This window comes from Microbacterium sp. SORGH_AS_0969 (assembly GCF_030818255.1).
Taxonomy (GTDB): Bacteria; Actinomycetota; Actinomycetes; order Actinomycetales; family Microbacteriaceae; genus Microbacterium.
Map to the genome: position 1 here is coordinate 3676623 of NZ_JAUTAG010000001.1, position 21438 is coordinate 3698060.

The window sequence follows — 21438 nt, forward strand, 5'->3', positions numbered from 1 at the left end:
CCGCCAGGCTACTGGACGTCGTCCGTGGTACTGCTCGCGGACACCTGACGGTGGGCGTGGTCGGCGCGCAGCTGCGCGATGGCGGCGTCGAAGTCCTCGAGAGACTCGAACGCCTGGTAGACGCTCGCGAACCGGAGGTAGGCGACCTCGTCGAGCTCGCGGAGTGGACCGAGGATCGACAGCCCGATCTCGTTCGCGTCGATCTGCGACGACCCGGTCTGCCGAATGGCCTCCTCGACCTGCTGCGCGAGCACGGCGAGGTCGGCGTCGGTGACGGGTCGTCCCTGGCAGGCCTTGCGCACCCCCGACATCACTTTTTCGCGGCTGAACGGCTCGACGACCCCCGAACGCTTGATGACGTTGAGGCTCGCGGTCTCGACGGTCGAGAAGCGCCCGCCGCACTTCGGGCATTGCCGACGACGGCGGATGCTGAGACCGTCATCGCTCGTGCGCGAGTCGATGACGCGGGAATCGGGGTTCCGACAGAAAGGACAGTGCATGCTCTCGCCGATCTATGCGGGGAAGCGGGCCGTGACGGCCTCGCCGTGTGCGGGCAGAGCCTCGGCCTCCGCGAGGGTGACGATCGCGTCGTGCACCGAGCGGAGCGCTTCGCGGTCGTACTCGATCACCTGCTGCGGGCGGAGGAATGTCGCGGCCGACAGCCCCGCGCCGTAGCGCGACTGCCCTCCCGTCGGAAGCACGTGGTTGCTGCCGGCGAGGTAATCGCCCAGGCTGACCGGGGTGTAGGGGCCGACGAACACCGCACCGGCGTTGACGAAGTCCTCCGGACGGGGGTCGGCGAGGTGGAGCTCCAGGTGCTCCGGAGCGTAGGCGTTGCTGAAAGCCGTCGCCTGCGCGAGGTCGTCGACGAGCACGACCGCCGATTGCGGGCCCTCAAAAGCGGCGGCAACCCGCTTGCTGTGCCGGGTCGCCGCAATGCGGGCGGGAAGGGCCGCACGGACAGCATCGGCGAGAGCAGTCGAGTCGGTGACCAGCACGGCCGAGGCCTGCTCGTCGTGCTCGGCCTGGCTCACGAGGTCGGCCGCCACGAGGGCGGGGTCCGCGCCCGCGTCGGCGACGACCAGGATCTCGGTCGCGCCGGCCTCGGAGTCGGTGCCGACCCGACCGGCGACAGCGCGCTTGGCCGAGGCGACGAAGTTGTTCCCGGGACCCGTGACGACATCGACGGGGTCGAGGCCGAGGCTGGCCACGCCGGAGGCGAAGGCGCCGATCGCTCCGGCACCGCCCATCGCGTAGACCTCGGTGACGCCGAGCAGGCGGGCCGCCGCGAGGATCACGGGGTGCACACGCCCCCCGAACTCGCGCTGCGGCGGGGAGGCCAGAGCGATCTCTCGGACCCCCGCCACCTGGGCCGGGACGGTGTTCATCACGACGCTCGAGGGGTAGACCGCCTTGCCGCCCGGGACGTAGAGCCCGACGCGGCGCACGGGCTGCCAGCGCTGGGTGACGCGCGCTCCGGGACCGAGCTCGGTCACCACGGGCGCCGGGACCTGAGCGGCCGAGGCCGCGCGCACGCGCGTGATCGCTTCTTCGAGGGCCGCGCGCACGCCCGGGTCGAGGGAGTCGAGGGCTTCGTCGAGGTGCGCCGCGGGGACGGCGATCGCGTGGTCGGTCACGTGGTCGAACTGCGCCGCCTGCTCGCGCAGGGCCTCTTCACCGCGCACGGCGACGTCGTCGACGATGCGGGCCGCGATGACGAGGGCTTCGTCACGCGCGCTGTCGGCGCGCGGAACGACCGCGAGGAGCTCGGCGGGCGAGAGCACACGGCCACGGAGATCGATGGTACGGAGCATGAGACCAGGCTACCGGCCGCCTGGGAGCCCCCTTCCGCGAGAGGGGGCGCTCCCAGACTGTCGTCAGGCTTTCAGCCGCGGGTGATGCCCGACACGTCGTGCAGGTAGCCGATCCGGCCGTCGTCGTGGCGGATCACGAACGTCTCGCCGCGATCCTCGATCACGAGTGCCCACGCGGACGGTCCGATACGGAAGATCGGCGTGCCGTAGTCGTCCACGACCTCGCGTTCGACGGGCGCGAGGGCCCAGAAAGCCTGCGTCGCCGGGTGAGCGGATTCGGCGGGTGAGTCGTGGATGCCGGTGATCACATCGGTCGCGTGGTCGTCGGACGGGTTCGCGTGATGCGGAGCGACCGCGGCATCCTCTTCCGCGTGGGAGTGGTCCACGGCCGGCAGGACCGAGGTGGGCGGATCAGTCGGCGCGGGGCGGGGCCCTTCGGTCGATCGCACATAGTCGCCGGGGGTGGCAGCGGCCTCCGCGTGCGGGGCCGACGCAGCGTCGGGCGCCCGACGAACTGTCGAACGGCGAGCCGGGCGCGCCGTGGCCGGCCGCGGGACGACGGGACGAACGGGGCGCGCGTTCCGATGGGCGGGCACCTCCTCGCGATCGGCGAAGTCACCGGCGAAGGGAGGAAGGAACGGAGCGGCGACGGTCAGCACGACACCGGCGACCATCAGCACCGCCTCGACCCACACGACCCAGGAACGAACCCATCCGCCGGTGTCGATCGCGATCGACACCGTCTCCCAGAGCCACGCCACCCACACCAACGCCGCCACGGAGAAGGCGACGGACGCGAACTGGTCGATCCCGAGGGAGCCGACACGGCGGATTCCCTGCGGCGACAACCGACGGAGGACGAGAAGTCCCACGGCGAGCGTCGGCAACGCCACGGCGGGAATCCACCAGAGTCCCGAGAGCCAGACATTGCTGCCGCCGACGAGCAGTCGAGCGGCTCCGGTGACGTTGTTGTCGGGGAAGAAGGACACGAGGAACGCGACGGCCCAGATCCCCAGGAGCGAGACCTCGCGGACCGAGAAAGGGCCCACCGCGTACGACACCGCACCCCGTGCGGCGCCGGACGTGGAGGACGTGGACGGCAGTGACACGTTGTGCGTGTTGACGTGCGAACGCGCCGACATCTGTCCGGCGGCATCGCCGTGGCCCGCTTCGCGGTGACCGGTGTCGTCGCCCAGGTCGGCGTCCTCGTCGTCGACGTCACGCGAGTCCGCGCGGTCGTTCACGTCCGGGACGTCCCCGGTGGGCCCATCGGATACGGGCGTGTCGGTCTCTCCCTCGTCGACGGCGGAGGAGGGGGATGCCATGGACGAGCGCGCGAGGCGCGGACCGGACACCTCCCGGGCACCGGCCGATTGCGGTTCGTCGCCCGAGGGGCCCATGTGCGCGACGGATTCGTCAGTGCGGTCGGTCACGATCTTCCTTTCCGAGGGCACGAGAGCGCCCCGTACGGTTTTCGAGCGTGTCGCGCCGGCACCTCACGGACACCGGTGCGCGACCTCGCGCGTGTCAACCCAGGCAGTTGGGCCCGAGCAATCCCTTCAACTCACCGAAGAGGTCGGCGGTCACGCGAACAGGCAAAGGCACCTCGAAGACCTTTGCCGTCCCACCTTTGTGAAGCTTGAGAAGCACCTCGGTATCACCCGCATGCCGCTGCAGGGTCTGCGCGAGCTCGCCGATCAGGGCTTCGTTCGCGCGCTGCTCCGGAACGACGAGCGTCAGACCGCTCGCCGCGTCCATCCCCTCGAGGTCGGGGGCGAACGCGGACTGGGCGTGCAGGTTCAGACCGTCGTCGCGGCGCGACACTCGACCGCGCACGACGAGGATCGAGTCGCCCTGCAGAATCGGGGCGAACTCGGCGTAGGTCTTGCCCATGAACATCACGGTGACCTCGCCGTTGAAATCCTCGACCGTCACCATGCCGTAGGGGTTGCCACTCTGTTTGGCCACCCGGTGCTGCACGCTGGTCAGAAGGCCTGCGACCGTCACCTGATCGCCGTCCTGCACGTCTTCCGACGAGAGCAGATCGTGGATCGAGGTCGACGCGTGCTTCGCGAGCGGGACCTCGAGGCCCGCCAGAGGATGATCCGAGACGTAGAGCCCCAACATCTCGCGCTCGAACGCGAGCTTGTCCTTCTTCGTCCATTCGGGCCGGTCCGGGACCTTCGACACCTGCTGCGGCTCGTCCCAGAGCGAATCGAAGTCGAAACCCACCTCGCCGTTGGCTTCGCGCCTCTTGTCGCTCACGGCCCCTTCGCACGCGTCCTCGTGGATCTCGAGGAGTGCCCGACGAGTGGAGCCGAGCGAGTCGAAAGCGCCGGCCTTGATCAGCGACTCGACCGTGCGCTTGTTGGCGACGTGCATGGGCACCTTCGCGAGGAAGTCGTGGAACGAGGCGTACTTGGCATCCTGCCGGGCTGCAACGATCCCGTCGACGACGTTGGCGCCGACGTTGCGCACCGCTCCGAGGCCGAAGCGGATGTCCTCGCCGACGGCGGCGAAGAAACGGATCGACTCGTTGACGTCGGGGGGCAGCACCTTGATGCCCATGCGGCGGCACTCGTTGAGGTAGACGGCCATCTTGTCTTTGGAGTCGCCGACGCTCGTCAGCAGCGCGGCCATGTACTCGGCGGGATAGTGCGCCTTGAGGTACGCCGTCCAGTACGACACGAGCCCGTAGGCGGCCGTGTGCGCCTTGTTGAACGCGTAGTCGGCGAACGACTCGAGCACTTTCCACAGCGTCTGCTGCGCGACCTCGCCGTAGCCGCGCTCGGTCATCCCGCCGAAGAAGATCTCTTTCTGCTTGTCGAGCTCGCTCTTCTTCTTCTTGCCCATCGCACGGCGCAGCAGATCGGCCTGACCGAGCGTGTACCCGGCGACGCGCTGGGCGACGGCCATCACCTGCTCCTGATAGACGATCAGGCCGTAGGTGGTGTCGAGGATGTCGGCCAGCGGCTCTTCGAGCTCGGGATGGATCGGCTCGATCTCTTGCTGCTTGTTCTTGCGCAGCGCGTAGTTGATGTGCGAGTTCACGCCCATCGGACCCGGGCGATACAGCGCCAGCACGGCCGAGATGTCCTCGAAGTTGTCGGGGCGCATGAGGCGCAGCAGAGAGCGCATGGGCCCACCGTCGAGCTGGAACACGCCGAGCGTGTCGCCCCGGGCGAGCAGCTCGTAGGATGCCGCATCGTCGAGCTCGAGGTCTTCCAGCACGAGTGGATGACCCCGGTTGGCCTCGATGTTGTCGAGCGCGTCGTTGATGATCGTGAGGTTGCGCAGCCCCAGGAAGTCCATCTTGATCAGGCCGAGCGACTCGCACGCGGGGTAGTCGAACTGCGTGACGATCTGGCCGTCCTGCTCGCGACGCATGATCGGGATGATGTCGATGAGCGGCTCGCTCGACATGATCACACCGGCCGCGTGCACGCCCCACTGGCGCTTGAGGTTCTCGAGCCCGAGGGCCGTGTCGAACACGGTTTTCGCCTCGGCGTCGGTCTCGATGAGGGTGCGGAACTCGCTCGCCTCTTTGTAGCGCGGGTGCTCGGGGTTGAACATGCCGTCCAGCGGCATGTCTTTGCCCATCACGGCGGGGGGCATGGCCTTCGTGAGCTTGTCGCCCATGCTGAAGGGGAAACCGAGCACACGCCCGGCGTCTTTCAGCGCCTGCTTGGCCTTGATCGTGCCGTACGTGACGATCTGTGCGACGCGCTCGTCGCCGTACTTCTCGGTCACGTACTGGATGACCTCGCCACGGCGACGGTCGTCGAAGTCGACGTCGAAGTCGGGCATCGAGACGCGGTCGGGGTTGAGGAACCGCTCGAAGATAAGGCCGTGCTGCAGCGGATCGAGGTCGGTGATCTTCATCGCGTAGGCGACCATCGAGCCGGCGCCCGAACCGCGACCGGGACCGACGCGGATGCCGTTGTTCTTCGCCCAGTTGATGAAGTCGGCGACGACGAGGAAGTAGCCGGGGAACCCCATCTGCAGGATGACGTCGGTCTCGTACTCGGCCTGCTTGCGCACCGCGTCGGGGATGCCGCCCGGGTAGCGGTCCTGCAGGCCGTTCTCGACCTCTTTGATCATCCAACTGCCCTCGGTCTCGCCGGGCGGCACCGGGAAGCGCGGCATGTAGTTGGCCGAAGTGTCGAACTCGACGTTGCACCGCTCCGCGATGAGCAGCGTACTGTCGCACGCCTCGGGGTGGTCGCGGAAGACCTGGCGCATCTCAGCGGGCGACTTGACGTAGTAGCCGTCGCCGTCGAACTTGAAGCGCTTGGGGTCGTCGAGCGTCGAGCCCGACTGCACGCAGAGGAGGGCGGCATGGCTCGTCGCGTCGTGCTGGTGCGTGTAGTGCAGGTCGTTGGTACCGACGAGGGGGATGCCGAGGTCTTTCGAGATCTTCAACAGGTCGCCCATGACCCGGCGCTCGATCGACAACCCGTGGTCCATGATCTCGGCGAAGTAGTTGTCTTTGCCGAAGATGTCTTGGAACTCTGCCGCCGCGGCACGGGCTGCCTCGTACTGGCCCAGGCGCAGACGCGTCTGCACCTCTCCGGACGGACACCCGGTCGTCGCGATCAGTCCCTTGCTGTAGGTCTGCAGCAGCTCGCGGTCCATGCGCGGCTTGAAGTAGTAGCCCTCCATGCTCGCCTTGGACGAAAGCCGGAAGAGATTGTGCATTCCCTCGGTCGTCTCGGACAGCAGGGTCATGTGCGTGTATGCACCCGAGCCCGAGACGTCGTCGCTCTGCTGCTCGGGCGTGCCCCAGCGCACGCGCGTCTTGTCGGAGCGGTGAGTTCCCGGCGTGACGTAGGCCTCGATACCGATGATCGGCTTGATGCCCGCGTCTTTCGCGGTCTTGTAGAACTCGAACGCGGCGAAGGTGTTGCCGTGGTCGGTGACGGCGATCGCGGGCATGCCCTGTTTGACGGCCTCTTGCACCATCGGACCGATGCGCGCGGCTCCGTCGAGCATCGAATACTCGCTGTGCACGTGAAGGTGAACGAAGGAGTCTGCTGCCACGTGACGAGTCTACGTTCGGCCTCCGACATCGCGTCCGGAAGTTCAGAGCGGACCCCCAGGTGCCACCCGCGCGTCGCGCACGTGACGCTCACGCTCACTGCCGAGGTCGAATCGACTCGGCTACGGTGGGCGCGTGCCCACGCCAGACTTCGTCCTCGAACTCCGCCGCCTCGTCGGCACCCGCCCCCTGCCTCTGGTCGGCGTGACCGCCGTGGTCGTGCGCGACGACGTCGTCCTGCTCGGACGGCGCAGTGACAACGGCCGCCTGACCCCGGTCACCGGGATCGTCGACCCCGGAGAAGAGCCCGCGGATGCCGCTGTCCGCGAGGCCGCGGAGGAAGCCGGTGTTCGCATTCGCGCCGACCGACTCGCCTGGGTGCACCAGATTCCCCGCGTGACGTACGCCAACGGCGACCAGAGCGACTACCTCGATCTCGTCTTCGCCTGCACGTGGCTGTCGGGTGAGCCCGAGCCCGTCGACGGCGAGATGACCGAGGTCGGATGGCATCCGATCGCCGGCCTCGACGAGCTTCTGGATGACGAGATGCACGCTCGCGTCCGCGCGGGACTCACCGACGGGCCGACGCGATTCGAGCAGAACGCCTCGCCCGCGTGACCGGAGTCAGAATCCGTCGCGGAGGATCTCGAGCGCGTGCGCGAGGTCGGCGGGGTACGCCGACTCGAAGCTGACCCACTCCCCCGTCGCGGGGTGGGTGAAGGCGAGCCGGTGGGCGTGGAGCCACTGACGCTCGAGTCCCAGACGGGCGGAGAGCGTGGGATCGGCGCCGTACAGGGGGTCGCCGACACAGGGATGCCGATGAGCCGCCATGTGCACGCGGATCTGATGCGTGCGCCCGGTCTCGAGGTGGATCTCGAGGAGCGACGCGCGAGGGAACGCCTCGAGCGTCTCGTAGTGGGTCACCGAGTCTTTCCCGTCGGGAACGACCGCGAACTTCCACGAGTGGTGCGGATGACGCCCAATCGGCGCGTCGATGGTTCCCGACAGCGGGTCGGGGTGCCCCTGAACGACCGCGTGATAGATCTTGTCGACCTCGCGCTCCTTGAACGCGCTCTTCAGGAGCGTGTAGGCGCGTTCGGTCTTGGCCACGACCATCAGACCGCTCGTCCCGGCGTCGAGCCGGTGGACCACGCCGCGGCGCTCGGCCGGCCCGCTCGTGGCGATACGGAACCCCGCCGCGGCGAGGGCGCCGAGCACGGTCGGCCCCTCCCACCCCACGGAGGGATGAGCCGCCACGCCCGCGGGCTTGTCGACGACGACGATGTCATCGTCGTCCCAGACGATGCCGAGGTCGGCGACTTCGACGGGCACGATTTCGGGCTCACGCTTCGGTTCCCACTCCACGCTCAACCACCCGCCGCCGCGGAGACGGTCGGAGCGAGCGACGGAGCGCCCGTCGACGCTCACCCCGCCCGCGTCGGCGATCTCGGCAGCGAAGGTCCGCGAGAAGCCGAGCATCTTGGCCAGCGCCTGGTCGACGCGCGTTCCATCGAGCCCGTCGGGAACGGGAAGGTGTCGCGACTCCATGTCAGCGAGAACCGGGGTCGGTCGCGGCGTCGACGCTGTCGTCGGGCGCGGCGGCATCGGCGGCGCGGGATGCCCGCGTCTCGCGCGTGCCGTCGAGACGGAGGCCGAAGAGCACCAGCAGTGCGACGGAGATCATCATCGAGACGATGAACACATCGGCGACGTTGTAGATCGCCGGCATCATCCACGGGGTCGAGATGAAGTCGACGACGTGGCCGACGGGGAAGCCCGGTTCGCGGAAGAGCCTGTCGCTCAGGTTGCCCAGCACTCCGCCGAGCAGGAGACCCAGCACGACCGCCCATAGCCGCGAGCGGACCCGCGTGACCGCGAGGAAGAGGATGACGCACGCCACGCCCGCCAGGGCGATCGTGAAGATCCAGGTGACACCCTCGCCGAGCGAGAAAGCCGCCCCGGGGTTTCGCACGAGGTACAGCTGGAGCGCCTCGCCGATGACGGGGACGACGCGCTCGGGAGGGAGGTTCTCGATGGCGATCATCTTCGCCAACTGGTCGGCGGCCAGCACCACCACCGCGAGGATCGCGATGAGGATGCCGGCCGCCGCCGAACGCAGGGGAGGTCGACTGCGCAAAGAGTCGGCCTACAGACCGATCGCCGACACGGGCGTCGAGCCAGAGGACGACGCGGTGGTGTCGAGGTCGCGGAGCTGACCCTCGATGTAGGAGCGGAGCTGCGAGCGGTAGTCGCGCTCGAAGTTGCGCAGCTCGGTGATACGACCCTCGAGGGTGACGCGCTCCTTCTCGAGACGGGCGCGCTCTTCGCGACCCTTCTGCTCGGCCTCGGCGACGATGGACGCCGCCTGCGCCTGAGCCTCGCTGATGAGCTGGTCGCGCTGGGCCTTACCCTCGGCGACGTGCTCGTCGTGCAGGCGCTGGGCCAGCTCGATGATGCCGGCGCTCTGCGCGGCGGGAGCAGCGTCGGCCTCGACCGCGGGGGCCTCCGGAGCCGCTGCAGGCGCCTCGGCGACGACCGGCTCTTCGACCTTGGGCGCCTCGGCCGCGGGGGCCGCGGCCACCGGGGCCGCCTCGCCGGACTCGAACGCGGCGAGCTTCGCCTTCAGCTCTTCGTTCTCGGCGATCGTCTTGCGCCACTCGACGACGATCTCGTCGAGGAAGTCGTCGACCTCATCGGGGTCGAAACCCTCCTTGAAGCGCACGTGCTGGAACTGCTTGGTGACGACGTCATCGGGGGTCAGTGCCATGGTGTTTCCTCTTTCGAGAGCTCTGAGTTGGAACTGTTGGGGGTGTCGCACCGGGGCGTACCGCTTCGGAACAGCATAGCCGCCGCCCTCGACCGGTGTCGAAGGCGGCGGCGATCGAGGTCACAAGGCCGAGAGGGACCGCGTGACGCTCAGCAGCAGGAAGCACAGGAACATGGTGATCGCGAATCCGAAATCGAACGCGATCCCCCCGATGCGCAGGGGCGGGATGAAGCGACGGATCAGTCTGATCGGAGGATCGGTCACCGTATACACGATCTCGGCGATCACGAGAACAGCGCCGCGAGGGCGCCACTCCCGGTTGAACATCGGGATGTACTCGAGCACGAGGCGCGCGAGCAGCAGCACGATGTAGATGAAGAGGAGCGCACTGAGGATCGAGCCGACCAGGCTCAGGACGGCCACGATCGCTTACTGAGGCGCGAAGGGCGCGACCTCGGGGTCGGCCTGCGCGATCGCACCGTCTCCGGAGACGGCGATGTTCTCGGGCGAGAGCAGGAAGACCTTGCTCGTGACCCGTTCGATGCGTCCGTAGAGACCGAGCGACAGTCCGCTCGCGAAGTCGATCAGACGACGCGCGTCGGCGTCGCTCATCTGCGACAGGTTGATGATGACCGGAATCCCCTCGCGGAAGTTCTCGGCGATCGTCTGCGCATCGCGGTACTGCTTGGGGTGCACCGTCAGGATCTCACTGACCGGACCGGCAGCGGGCTGACGCACTACGGCGGGCCGATGCAGGGGGGTCACGGGAGCAGCCTTCTCGATCGGCGCGGTCTGCTGCGGCTGCTGCTTGCGCGCGGCCGGCTGCGGCGCAGGCTCGTCATAGGTCTCCTCCTCATCGGCGAGTCCCAGGTAAACCATCGTCTTCTTGAGCGGGTTCGACATCGCATCCTCCGTTCGCTCGTCTGTGTCGAGGCTATCCGCGCACGGGCCTCGGACCCGTGATTGCCGATCCGATCCGTAGGTGTGTCGCACCCATTGCGATCGCTTCGGGGAAGTCGCCGGTCATCCCCGCCGAGATCCACGTCGCTTCCGGGACGACCGTGCGCACGACGTCCGCGCTCCGACGAAGACGCTCGAAGGCGTGAGCGGGGTCTTCGTCGAGCGGTGCCACCGCCATCACGCCCCGGACACGCAGCGACGCCAGTCCCGCGACGTGGGCAGCAAGGGCTTCCACGTCACCCGGAGCGATTCCCCCGCGCCCGGCGTCGTCCGTCAGGTTCACCTGCAGCAGCACGTCGAGCGGATCGCCCGAGCCCGCGGCATCCAGAGCATCGGCGATGCGCGGACGATCGACGGAGTGGACCACGTCGGCCGCGGCGCGGACGGCCCGCGCCTTGTTCGTCTGGGCCTGCCCGATGAAGTGCCAGCGGAGGTCGGAGAGACTCGCCAGCTCATCGCGTTTGACCGTCAGCTCCTGCTGCCGGTTCTCGCCGACATCGCGGACTCCCAGATCGTGCAGCTCACGGACGAGGGATGCCGGGTGGAACTTCGTCACGACGATGCGCGTGATCCCGCCGAGATCGCGGCCCGCCGCGCGGGCGGCATCCGCGATGCGTGCATCGACGTCGGCGAGGCGATCGGCGAGGGCGGTGGACATGGGTCTCCTTCACGACGAGAGCGGGCCCGGCCGAGACCGGACCCGCTGCACTGCTCACCCGTGCTTACTTGAGGAAGTCCGGCACGTCGAGGTCGTCCTCGGCGAATCCGCCTTCGTACGACGACTCGGGGACGTGGGCCGCGACGGGGGCGGGCTCGGGCTTGCGCTCGGGGGCACGCTCCGTCGATGCCTTCTGCTCCTCGGCCGCGTGCAGGTCGCGCGCCACGTCGTCGGCGGGGATGACGGGGACGACGGGAGCCGAGACGGAGCGCTGGGCGCCGACCGCGTCGATGCGCAGCGACGGCTCTCCCCCGTCGAAGCCGGCGGCGATGACCGTGACGCGGACCTCGTCGCCGAGCGTGTCGTCGATGACCGTACCGAAGATGATGTTCGCCTCGGGGTGCGCCGCTTCCTTGACGAGCTGTGCGGCGTCGTTGATCTCGAAGATGCCGAGGTTCGAGCCGCCCTGGATCGACAGCAGCACGCCGTGCGCTCCTTCGATCGACGCCTCGAGCAGGGGCGATTCGACGGCGAGCTCGGCGGCCTTGATGGCGCGATCCGCCCCCCGCGCCGAGCCGATGCCCATCAGGGCCGACCCCGCTCCCTGCATGACGCTCTTGACGTCGGCGAAGTCGAGGTTGATCAGACCCGGGGTCGTGATGAGGTCGGTGATGCCCTGGACACCGGCGAGCAGCACCTGGTCGGCCGTGGCGAAGGCCTCGATCATCGAGATGCCGCGGTCGCTGATCTCGAGGAGACGGTCGTTGGGGACGACGATGAGGGTGTCGACCTCTTCCTTCAGGCGCTGGACACCGCCCTCGGCCTGGCTCTGGCGGCGACGACCCTCGAACGAGAAGGGCTTGGTCACGACACCGATGGTGAGGGCGCCGATCGACTTGGCGATCTTGGCGACGACGGGAGCGCCACCGGTTCCGGTGCCGCCGCCCTCGCCCGCCGTGACGAAGACCATGTCGGCACCGCGGAGCGCCTCCTCGATCTCCTCGGCGTGGTCCTCGGCGGCGCGACGGCCCACCTCGGGATCCGCGCCCGCGCCCAGGCCGCGCGTCAGCTCGCGGCCGACGTCGAGCTTGACGTCGGCGTCGCTCATGAGCAGCGCCTGCGCGTCGGTGTTGATCGCGATGAACTCCACGCCGCGCAGGCCGAGCTCGATCATGCGGTTGACGGCGTTGACGCCGCCCCCGCCCACACCGACGACCTTGATCACGGCGAGGTAGTTCTGGTTGTGGCTCATGCCGGCCTCCGTTTGTCCCCGAACCCGAAACTCTAAACCTCATGTTGAGGGTTAAAGAATTGCCCGGTATGCAATTCCTTGACTTGAAAGTAGGCGGCGTTGTGGTCGCCGCCCGGTCGACACGCGGCGTGTCCGAGGATCGCTCCCGAGATCAGCGGATGACGCCGGCCTCGGGCGACGTCACGTCGTACTCGCGGGTGCTGTCGGGCGGGCTCTTCTGCATCAGCAGGTCGAGAACCCGGGCCTTCTCGGGCGAGCGGTCGGCGCTCCCCCACATCACGCGGGTGCCGGTCGCACCGAGGGTGAGGGTCACGTCGTCCGGTGTCGTCGCGGACACCGCGGTGACCTGCGAACGGATGCCGTCGGGCAGCGCGCGCATCACGCGTCCGGCCGCGCGGAACGGCTCGGACGATGTGCCGGCCGGAATGTCGAGCACCGGCTGCCCGGCCGGCGCCTGGGGAGTCGTGGAGAGGACGACGCCCGCCGCATCGACGACGGTGAAGCCGGCCGCGGTCTGCACGACGCCGATGGGCGTGCGCTCCACGATGCGGACGACGAGGTCGTGCGGGGGCTGCGCCTCGAGCGTGTACGACTCCACGAGGGGAAAGCGCACCAGGGCGGCCTTGATCTTGCTGTCGTCGATGAGGGCGAGCGGAGTGCCGACCTGATCGCTGAGCGCTTCGGTGACCGCGGCCGCGTCGAGCTGCGACGTTCCCACCACGTCGACGCGCTCGAGGGCGAACAACGGGCTGTAGGCGGCCCCCACGGTCGCCACGACCATCACCGCGACGGAGACGCCGACCCCGATCCAGATCCGTCGACGACGACGCTGACGCACCGTGAACCGGCGGACCTCGGCGCGCAGCGCGCGGCGCCGTGCGCGCGAGGCACGCCAGACATCGCGGAGGCCGGTCCCGGTCTCCTTCGCCGGGGGCGCGGCATCCGGGATCGTCTCGTCGTCTCGCCCGACCGGGGCGATCAAGGGGACGACAGGCGCGGTCGCCCCGTCCGCGTCGGGCAGGGCCGGATCGACGCGCGCCGTGGGCACCTCGGCCGGGCGGGCGCGCCGCTCCGGCGGCGAGGGCAGGGGCGAGGGCCGCTCCACGCTCAGACCGCCGCGGCCTCGGTGCGCGAGAGCGCCTCGAGCACCTGCGGGATGATCTGATACACGTTCCCGCAGCCCAGGGTGATGACGTAATCTCCGGGCCGGGCGATGCGGGCCGTGTAGTCGGCGGCCGCCTGCCAGTCGGGGACGTAGTGCACGTGCTCGGGATCGGTGAAAGCCCCGCTGACGAGCTCGCCGGTGACTCCGGGCACCGGATCCTCTCGCGCACCGTAGACGTCGAGCATGACCGTGTGGTCGGCGTGGGTCTCGAGGACCTCCGCGAACTCGCGGTACATCTCCTGCGTACGCGAGTACGTGTGCGGCTGCTGGATCGCGATGATGCGTCCCTCCCCCACGACCGTGCGCGCGGCCGAGAGGGCTGCGGCGACCTCCGTGGGGTGGTGTGCGTAGTCGTCGTAGACGCTGACGCCCTGCGCGACGCCGTGCAGCTCGAAGCGCCGGACCGTCCCGCCGAAGCCCTCGACCGCGCGGGCGGCATCGGTGAGCGAGTGTCCGAGCACGCGCAGGACCGCGACAGCACCGGCCGCGTTCACGGCGTTGTGCGCCCCCGGGACCCGCAGCTGCACGTCGACGCTCTCGCCGTCGGCGGTCAGCGTGAAGGCGACGGGACCGTCGGTCCGGATGCCGCTCAGCCGGACGTCGGCGGCCGAGTCCTCGCCGAAGGTCACGACGTTCGCGTGCGTGATGCGCTCCCGCACGGCGCGGGCGCCCGCGTCGTCGGAGGAGATCACGACGGCTTCGCTCGCGGCATCCGCGAATCGGGCGAACGCGGCGTCGAACGCGTCGCGCGAGCCGTAGTGGTCGAGGTGATCGGGGTCGACGTTCGTGATGAGTGCGACGGCGGTGTCGTAGAGCTCGAAGGTACCGTCCGACTCGTCCGCCTCGATGACGACCAGGTCGTCGGAGCCCGTGCCGCTCGAGGCACCGAGGTCGGCGAGCACGCCGCCGTTGACGAAGGTGGGGTCGACCTCGAGCGCGCGCAGCGCCGTGACGATCATGCCGGTCGAGGTCGTCTTGCCGTGCGCGCCGGCGACCGAGACGAGGCGGCGGCCGCCGATGAGCCAGTGCAGCGCCTGCGAGCGGTGGATGACGTGCAGCCCGCGCTCCTTGGCGGTGACGAACTCGGGGTTCTCGGGCCAGATCGCGCCCGTGTGAACGACCGTGTCGGCGTCTCCCAGGTGCGCGGCGTCGTGACCGACGTACACGGTCGCACCGCGAGCGGCGAGGTCCCGCAGAGCGGCGCTGTCGGCGCGGTCGGAACCGGAGACCCGGATGCCGCGGTCGAGGAACATGCGGGCGAGCCCGGACATGCCCGAACCGCCCACGCCGATGAAGTGCGCGGAGGTGATGGTCTCGGGGATGGGGAGGCTCAGGTCGGGTCTGATCATGGCGTCTGCGAGTTTACGTCGCGGATCCTGCGGGCGAGCCCCGGCGCGCCCGTCAGCGCGTCAGGGCCTCGTCGATCATCGCGATGACGTTCTCGGTGCCGACGCGAGTGCCGGCGCGGGCGGCTGCGGCGCGCATGGCGTCGCGTCCCGCGTCGTCGCGCAGCAGCGGCACGATCTCGGAACGGACGCGATCGGGGGTGAACTCGGCGTCGGGGATCAGGCGAGCCGCTCCCGCACGCACGGCTGCGGCGGCGTTCAGGCTCTGCTCGCCGTTTCCCACGGCGTACGGCACGTACACCGCCGGAATGCCCAGCGCACTGATCTCGCTGACGGTCGCGGCACCCGATCGCGAGACGATGAAGTCCGCGAGGGCGAAGGCCAGGTCCATCCGATCGACGTAGCGGACGACCGCGTACCCGGCGGCACCGGGGTCGGGCAGGTCGGAGTTCTGCCCCGTCACGTGCAGGAGCTGCCAGCCCGCGTCGAGCACGTCGCGCCAGGCTCCGCCGAACGCCGTGTTCAGGCGCAGCGCCCCGAGCGAGCCGCCGAAGACGAGGAGCGTGGGGCGGGTGGCATCCAGACCGAAGTGACGAGCCGCCTCGTCGCGGAGAGCGTGAGCGTCGAGGTCGACGATCTCGCGCCGCAACGGCATGCCGACGACCCGCGAACCGCGCAGGGGCGTGCCCTCGAACGCCACACCCACCCCGGAGGCGCCGCGGGCGCCCAGGACGTTCGCGAGCCCCGGCTTGGCGTTGGCCTCGTGGACGACGAAGGGAATTCGCTCACGGCGCGCGGCCACGTACGCGGGGGCGGCGGCGTATCCCCCGAAGCCGACGACGACGTCGACCCGGCGCTCGCGGATCATCCGCCGGACGTCGGCGACCGCACGGAGGAACCGAGCGGGGAACCGCGCCGCGGCGCCGTTCGGGCGACGCGGGAAGGGAACCTTGTCGACGAACAGGAGCTCGTAGCCGCGCAACGGCACGAGACGGGCCTCGAGGCCCTCGCGCGTCCCGAGGACGAGGACCTCGTCGGAGGCGTCGCGAGCGCGCAGACCGTCCGCGACGGCGAGCAGGGGGTTCACGTGCCCGGCGGTGCCGCCGCCGGCCAGAAGAGTGGTCGTCACTCGTTCGAGCCTAAACGTCAGCGGCGTCGGGCTGCGCGCGCGGGGGCCGCGGGCGTCTTGGAGCGGCGGTCGGGCAGCGTCCGCGCGCACGACAGCAGGACACCGCACGCGATGAGCACCGACAGCAGCGACGTGCCGCCCTGCGACATGAACGGCAGCGGGACGCCGAGCACCGGGAAGATGCGCAGGACGACGCCGATGTTCACGAGCGCCTGCCCGACGATCCAGAGGGTGATCGCGCCGGCGACGATCCGCACGAAGGTGTCATCGGTGCGACGGATGATGTGGAACGCGCCGACCGCGAACAGCGCGAACAGCAGCAGGACCACGAGGCATCCGATCAGACCGAGCTCTTCGCCGATGATCGCGAAGATGTAGTCGTTCGCGGCCGCCGGGAGCCAGTCGTACTTCTCTTTCGAGTTGCCGAGACCGAGCCCCAGGAGCCCCCCGCTCGCGAGACCCCAGACCCCGTGCAGGGACTGGTAGCAGGAGGTGTAGTAGCAGGAGGCGTCGTCGGGATTGAACAGGCTCGTGATACGCGCCATGCGGTTCTCGCTGCCGACCGCCGAGGCGAGGACCACCCCCACCGACAGCACCGCAGGGACGATGAACATGCGGAGCTTGATCCCGGCGAAGAACAGGGCGCCGAGCACCACGAGGACGAGGATCATCACCGTGCCGAGGTCTTTTCCCCCGAGCACGGTCCCGATGACGAGGACGGCCACCGGCACGACCGGGATGAACACGTGCTTCCACGCGGTCAGCAGACGGCGTTTGCGGTAGAGCACCGCACCCATCCACAGGGCGAGTGCGAGCTTCAAGAACTCGGCGGGCTGGAACTGGAACCCGGCGATCTGCACCCAGTTGCGGTTTCCGTACGACTCGATGCCGAGGCCGGGCACGTAGACGAGGAGCTGGAACAGCGTCGCGAAAATCAGGACCGGCCAGGCGATCTTCTTCCAGAACGCCATCGGTGCGCGACTCAGGGCGAACATCAGAGGGATGCCGACCACGGCGAAGACGCCCTGTTTCAAGACGTGATCGAAGGGGTTCTGCCCTCCGTCGAGAGCCGAGGTCGCCGACAGCACCATCACGAGCCCGAAACCCGTGAGCAGGAGGGCAGCCGACGTGATCAGCAGGAACTCGGTCGAGACCGGGCGGAAAGCACGGCCCAGGGACACGCGCGCGGCGAGACCGGGGGTGGAGGGCTCGTCGGGAGTCTGCCGGGGCGGCGGGGCCGTCGTGGTCACTCGCATCCCCCTCAAAGCTGTCGGGTCGTTCCGTCTTCGTTCGCGAGCCATGCCCGCACCGCGTCGGCGAATCGCTCACCGCGGTCGGAGTACGACGCGAACTGGTCGAAGGACGCCGCCGCCGGGGCGAGGAGCACGGTGTCCCCGTCCTGCGCGACGCCCGCCGCCAGTTCGACGACGCGTGTCATGACGTCCTCAGTCTCGGTGTGGTCGACCTCGAAAACCGGCACCTCGGGGGCGTGTCGCTCGAACGCCGTCACGACGGCCGCCCGCTCCGTGCCGATGATGATCGCCGCTCGGGCACGGACCCCGCGCGAACGGACGAGATCGCTGAGATCGACGCCCTTCAGCAGGCCGCCCACGATCCACACCGCGCCGGGGTACGCGGCGAGCGACGACGACGCCGCGTGCGGGTTGGTCGCCTTGGAGTCGTCGACCCACGTGACACCCGCGTGCGCGGCGACGACCTGGATGCGATGCGGGTCGAGGCGGAAGCGCTCGAGAGCGTCGTGGATGTCGGCCGGTGACACGCCGAGTGAGCGAGCGAGCGCGCTCGCGGCGAGGATGTTCGCCACCACGTGCGGCGCGGCGAGCCCGACGTCGGCCAGGTCGGCCACCGTCGTCAGCTCGAGGGCGGACGTGGCACGCTCCTCGAGGAACGCCCGATCGACCAGGATGCCGTCGACCACACCGAAGTCGCTCGGTCCGGGCACACCCAGGTCGAAGCCGATCGCCCGAGCCCCCTCCTCGACCTCGGCATCCTCGACCATCTCGCGCGTGGCGACGTCGGCCTTGTTGTAGACGCACGCCACGCGCGTCCGGGCGTAGACCCCCGCCTTCGCGTCACGATAGGCCTCGGCGCTGCCGTGCCATTCGAGGTGGTCGTCGGCGAGGTTGAGGCAGACCGCGGCATGCGGGGACAGAGCCTCGGGCCCGGTCTGGCGGTTGAGGTACCAGAGCTGGTGGCTCGACAGTTCGACGACGAGGGCGTCGAAGCCGTTCGGGTCGCGGACGGCGTCGAGCACGGGGGCCCCGATGTTGCCCACCGGGGCGGCGCGCAGTCCGCCCGCGACGAGCATCTCCGCGGTGAGGCGCGTCGTGGTGGTCTTGCCGTTCGTGCCGGTGATGAGGATCCAGTCGGCCGGCGAGCCGTCGGGACGCACGACCTTGTCACGCACCCGCCACGCGAGCTCGACGTCTCCCCAGAGCGGGACGGCGTTCTCGATCGCCCACCGGATGACGGGGTGCGATGGGGGGAACCCCGGGGACGCGAGCACGACCTCGGGCGCGAAGTCGACCAGTTCGGCCGGCGGTTCCGCGAGCGGTCCGACGTGGAGCCGCGCCCCGATGACGGGCAGCAGGCGCGCGTACTCCTCGTCGGCCTTCTCGGTGACCACGAGAACCTCGGCGCCGAGCTCGGCGAGCGTGTCGGCGGCGGAGAACCCGGTGACCGACAGACCGAGCACCGCGACGCGCAGGCCCTTCCAATCGGCGTACCAGCTCGTGAGGGTGGAGAGATCGCTCATACGCGGGAGAGCCATTCGACGTAGAAGAAGCCGACGCCGGACACCGCGAGCAGACCCGCGATGATCCACATGCGCACGACGATGGTCACCTCGGGCCATCCCCTCATCTCGAGGTGGTGGTGCAGAGGGCTCATGAGGAACAGACGTTTACCCCGCGTGATCTTGAAGTACGCGCGCTGCAGGATGACGGACCCGGAGGCGATCACGTACACGCCGGCGATGAGGATCAGCAGGAGTTCGGTACGGGTGAGGATCGCCATGGCCGCGATCACGCCACCGATCGCCATCGATCCGCAGTCGCCCATGAAGACCTTGGCCTTCGGGGCGTTCCACCAGAGGAACCCGACGAGAGCGCCGACGAACGACGCCGACACGATCGCCAGATCGAACGGATCGCGCACCGCATAGCATCCGGCCTGCACCGTGGGATCGAGGACGTCCGCGCACATCTGCTTGTTCTGCCAGAACGCCATCAGACTGTAGGCGCCGATCACGAAGATGCCGGAGCCCGCGGCGAGTCCGTCGAGACCGTCGGCGACGTTGACCGAATTGGATGCCGCGGTGCCGATCAGCGAGATCCACGCGAGGTACAGCAGCCATCCGACGATCGGACCGAGCGCGAACAGCGACAGGACCTGGATGTCGCGGAAGATCGAGATGTATCCCGACGCCGGCGTCTGACCAAAGGCGTTGGGGAAGTTCAGCGCGACGACGGCGAACGGTACCGTCACGATGACCTGGCCCGCGATCTTGCGCCACCCCGACAGTCCGAGGCTGTTCTGCAGGCGCACCTTCATGTAGTCGTCGATGAAGCCCACGACGCCGAAGCCGAGCATGAGCCACAGGACCAGGAGTCCGGAGATCGTCGGAGGGTTGTTTCCGGCGTAGGAGCCGATGAAGTACCCGATGATCGTGCCCAGGATGAAGATCGTGCCGCCCATCGTGGGCGTTCCGCGCTTGGCCCCGTGGGAGGGGTTGTGCACGTTCTCGGGGGTACGGATGACCTGACCCCAGCCCCACCGCCGGAACCATCGCAGGAAGACCGGCGTGAGGAACAGGGTGAAGGCCAGCGAGATCCCCGCCGATGTCAGTAGTGATCTCACGCGAACAACTCTCCCAGACGGTCGCCGAGGAAGCGCAGGCCGGCGGAGTTCGACGACTTCACGAGCACCCGATCACCGTCACGGAGTTCGGTGGACAGATAGTCGTACGCGGCGTCGGCATCGGCGAAGAAGACCGCCTCGCCGTCCCACGATCCCTGGGCGATCGCCTCGAGGTACATGCGCCGCGCCTCGGGCCCGATCACGACGATGCGTTGGATGCGAAGGCGCACCGCCAGCAGGCCGACGCGGTCGTGCTCCTCGTCGGCGTACTCCCCCAGCTCGCTCATCGCGCCCAGGACGGCGACCGTCCGCTCCCCGGGGCCGGTGATCTGCGCGAGGGTGCGAAGCGCCGCAGCCATCGAGTCGGGGCTGGCGTTGTAGGCGTCGTTGATGACACGGACGCGGTCGGAGCCCAGCGGCTGCATGCGCCAGCGCTCCGCGATCTCGACGGTCTCGAGTCGCGCGATCGCGTCGGCTGCGGGCACGCCGAGCGCGGTGGCGGTCGCCAGCGCGGCGAGGGCGTTCATGACGTGGTGCTCTCCGAGCACGCGCAGGGTGAGGGTGTGCGGCTCTCCGTCGACGATCAGATCGGCGCGGGTCCCGGATGCCGAGACCTCGACGTCGACGGCGCGGACGGCCGCGCGCTCCCCCCGGCCGAACCAGCGGACGTCCTGCCCGCGGTCGCGCGCGAACGGCTCCATGGCGGCGACGCGCGGATCGTCGGCGTTGAGCACGGCGAGCCCGCCCTCTCGCGTGGCGTGCACGAGCTCGCTCTTGGCGTGGAAGGTGGACTCGATCCCGCCGAATCCGCCCGCGTGCGCCATGCCCACCATGAGGACGACGGCGACGTCGGGGGTGACGAGACCGGCCAGGTGCGCGATGGCTCCCGGCGCGCTGGCACCGAACTCGCTCACGAGGTAGCGGGTCTTCTCGGTCACGCGGAGCATCGTGAGCGGCGCGCCGACCTCGTTGTTGAACGACGCGCGCGGCGACACGGTCTCGCCCTCGTCGCTGAGGATGCGGGCGAGGAGGTTCTTCGTCGTGGTCTTGCCGTTCGAGCCGGTGATCCCGATGATGCGCAGATCGCCGTTCCGCCGAACCCGGGCCACCACGTCGCGGGCGAGGTCGGACAGCGCGGCCACGGCATCCGGGACGACGATCTGGGTCACCTCGTCGTCGACCTCCCGCTCGACGATCGCGAGGACCGCCCCGCGCTCGACCGCGGTGCCGACGAAGAGGTGCCCGTCGGTGGTCTCGCCGGGTTTGGCGACGAAGATGTCGCCCGGCTCGATGAAACGCGAGTCGGTGTCGACGAGACCCGCGACGAGGGTGTCGGGAGTGTCGCCCGCGCGGAGGACGAGACGCCCACCGACGGCGTCGGCGAGATGGGAGAGGCTCGTGGAGATCATTGCTGTGCGAACGCCCTTTCC

The 21438-nt window shown here is 69.3% G+C and carries 19 protein-coding genes; 1 reads left to right on the forward strand and 18 read right to left on the reverse strand.

The window, feature by feature from the left end; genetic code table 11:
* Nucleotides 1–8: 8 nt before the first annotated feature.
* The 4 genes from nrdR to dnaE form a co-directional block, all read right to left on the reverse strand.
* Nucleotides 9–500: a transcriptional regulator NrdR gene (gene nrdR, locus QE388_RS17285; protein ID WP_058595995.1), complete on the reverse strand. Its 492-nt coding sequence runs from the start codon at nt 498–500 to the stop codon at nt 9–11.
* Nucleotides 501–512: 12 nt separating this feature from the next.
* Nucleotides 513–1814, reverse strand: a complete 1302-nt coding sequence (gene hisD / locus QE388_RS17290; protein WP_307386726.1) for a histidinol dehydrogenase — start codon at nt 1812–1814, stop codon at nt 513–515.
* Between the two features lie 71 nt (nt 1815–1885).
* Entirely contained in the window at nt 1886–3247 is a 1362-nt protein-coding gene (locus tag QE388_RS17295) for a hypothetical protein (RefSeq protein WP_307386728.1), read from the reverse strand.
* Between the two features lie 94 nt (nt 3248–3341).
* Nucleotides 3342–6806: a DNA polymerase III subunit alpha gene (gene dnaE / locus QE388_RS17300; RefSeq protein ID WP_373426651.1), complete on the reverse strand. Its 3465-nt coding sequence runs from the start codon at nt 6804–6806 to the stop codon at nt 3342–3344.
* A 181-nt stretch (nt 6807–6987) separates the two neighbouring features.
* Between dnaE and QE388_RS17305 the strand changes: the two genes are divergently transcribed.
* The gene (locus tag QE388_RS17305; protein WP_307386732.1) at nt 6988–7470 is read left to right on the forward strand and encodes an NUDIX domain-containing protein; all 483 of its coding nucleotides are present in this window, start codon (nt 6988–6990) and stop codon (nt 7468–7470) included.
* 6 nt (nt 7471–7476) lie between these two features.
* Here the strand turns inward: QE388_RS17305 and QE388_RS17310 are convergent, their stop codons facing one another.
* The 14 genes from QE388_RS17310 to murF all read right to left on the reverse strand — a co-directional run bounded on the left by QE388_RS17310 (nt 7477) and on the right by murF (nt 21417).
* On the reverse strand, nt 7477–8400 hold the full coding sequence (locus QE388_RS17310; protein WP_307386733.1) for an RluA family pseudouridine synthase: 924 nt from the start codon (nt 8398–8400) through the stop codon (nt 7477–7479).
* 1 nt (nt 8401) lies between these two features.
* The gene (lspA, locus tag QE388_RS17315) at nt 8402–8989 is read right to left on the reverse strand and encodes a signal peptidase II (RefSeq protein ID WP_307386735.1); all 588 of its coding nucleotides are present in this window, start codon (nt 8987–8989) and stop codon (nt 8402–8404) included.
* A 9-nt stretch (nt 8990–8998) separates the two neighbouring features.
* Nucleotides 8999–9619, reverse strand: coding sequence for a DivIVA domain-containing protein (locus tag QE388_RS17320; protein WP_058596000.1), 621 nt, complete (start codon nt 9617–9619; stop codon nt 8999–9001).
* A gap of 120 nt (nt 9620–9739) precedes the next feature.
* Nucleotides 9740–10042: a YggT family protein gene (locus QE388_RS17325; protein WP_058596001.1), complete on the reverse strand. Its 303-nt coding sequence runs from the start codon at nt 10040–10042 to the stop codon at nt 9740–9742.
* Nucleotides 10043–10048: 6 nt separating this feature from the next.
* Nucleotides 10049–10522 (reverse strand): cell division protein SepF, encoded by a 474-nt coding sequence (locus QE388_RS17330; RefSeq protein WP_058596002.1) that lies wholly within the window; start codon nt 10520–10522, stop codon nt 10049–10051.
* A 31-nt stretch (nt 10523–10553) separates the two neighbouring features.
* Entirely contained in the window at nt 10554–11237 is a 684-nt protein-coding gene (locus QE388_RS17335; protein WP_307386738.1) for a YggS family pyridoxal phosphate-dependent enzyme, read from the reverse strand.
* Nucleotides 11238–11301: 64 nt separating this feature from the next.
* Nucleotides 11302–12489: a cell division protein FtsZ gene (gene ftsZ, locus QE388_RS17340; RefSeq protein ID WP_307386740.1), complete on the reverse strand. Its 1188-nt coding sequence runs from the start codon at nt 12487–12489 to the stop codon at nt 11302–11304.
* Between the two features lie 151 nt (nt 12490–12640).
* Nucleotides 12641–13594 carry an FtsQ-type POTRA domain-containing protein gene (locus QE388_RS17345; RefSeq protein WP_307386742.1) on the reverse strand — a complete coding sequence of 318 codons (954 nt, stop codon included), beginning with the start codon at nt 13592–13594 and terminating at the stop codon, nt 12641–12643.
* Between the two features lie 2 nt (nt 13595–13596).
* Nucleotides 13597–15003: a UDP-N-acetylmuramate--L-alanine ligase gene (gene murC, locus QE388_RS17350; protein ID WP_307386743.1), complete on the reverse strand. Its 1407-nt coding sequence runs from the start codon at nt 15001–15003 to the stop codon at nt 13597–13599.
* 52 nt (nt 15004–15055) lie between these two features.
* Nucleotides 15056–16129, reverse strand: a complete 1074-nt coding sequence (locus QE388_RS17355; RefSeq protein WP_307386744.1) for a glycosyltransferase — start codon at nt 16127–16129, stop codon at nt 15056–15058.
* A 17-nt stretch (nt 16130–16146) separates the two neighbouring features.
* Complete coding sequence (gene ftsW, locus QE388_RS17360; protein WP_307386746.1) at nt 16147–17385, reverse strand: putative lipid II flippase FtsW; 1239 nt, start codon at nt 17383–17385, stop codon at nt 16147–16149.
* Between the two features lie 5 nt (nt 17386–17390).
* Nucleotides 17391–18905, reverse strand: a complete 1515-nt coding sequence (murD, locus tag QE388_RS17365; RefSeq protein WP_307386748.1) for a UDP-N-acetylmuramoyl-L-alanine--D-glutamate ligase — start codon at nt 18903–18905, stop codon at nt 17391–17393.
* The gene (mraY, locus tag QE388_RS17370; protein ID WP_058614029.1) at nt 18902–20008 is read right to left on the reverse strand and encodes a phospho-N-acetylmuramoyl-pentapeptide-transferase; all 1107 of its coding nucleotides are present in this window, start codon (nt 20006–20008) and stop codon (nt 18902–18904) included. Before mraY ends, murD begins: the two co-directional genes overlap by 4 nt.
* On the reverse strand, nt 20005–21417 hold the full coding sequence (gene murF / locus QE388_RS17375; protein ID WP_307386750.1) for a UDP-N-acetylmuramoyl-tripeptide--D-alanyl-D-alanine ligase: 1413 nt from the start codon (nt 21415–21417) through the stop codon (nt 20005–20007). The genes mraY and murF overlap by 4 nt, the downstream gene beginning before the upstream one ends.
* Nucleotides 21418–21438: the final 21 nt, after the last annotated feature.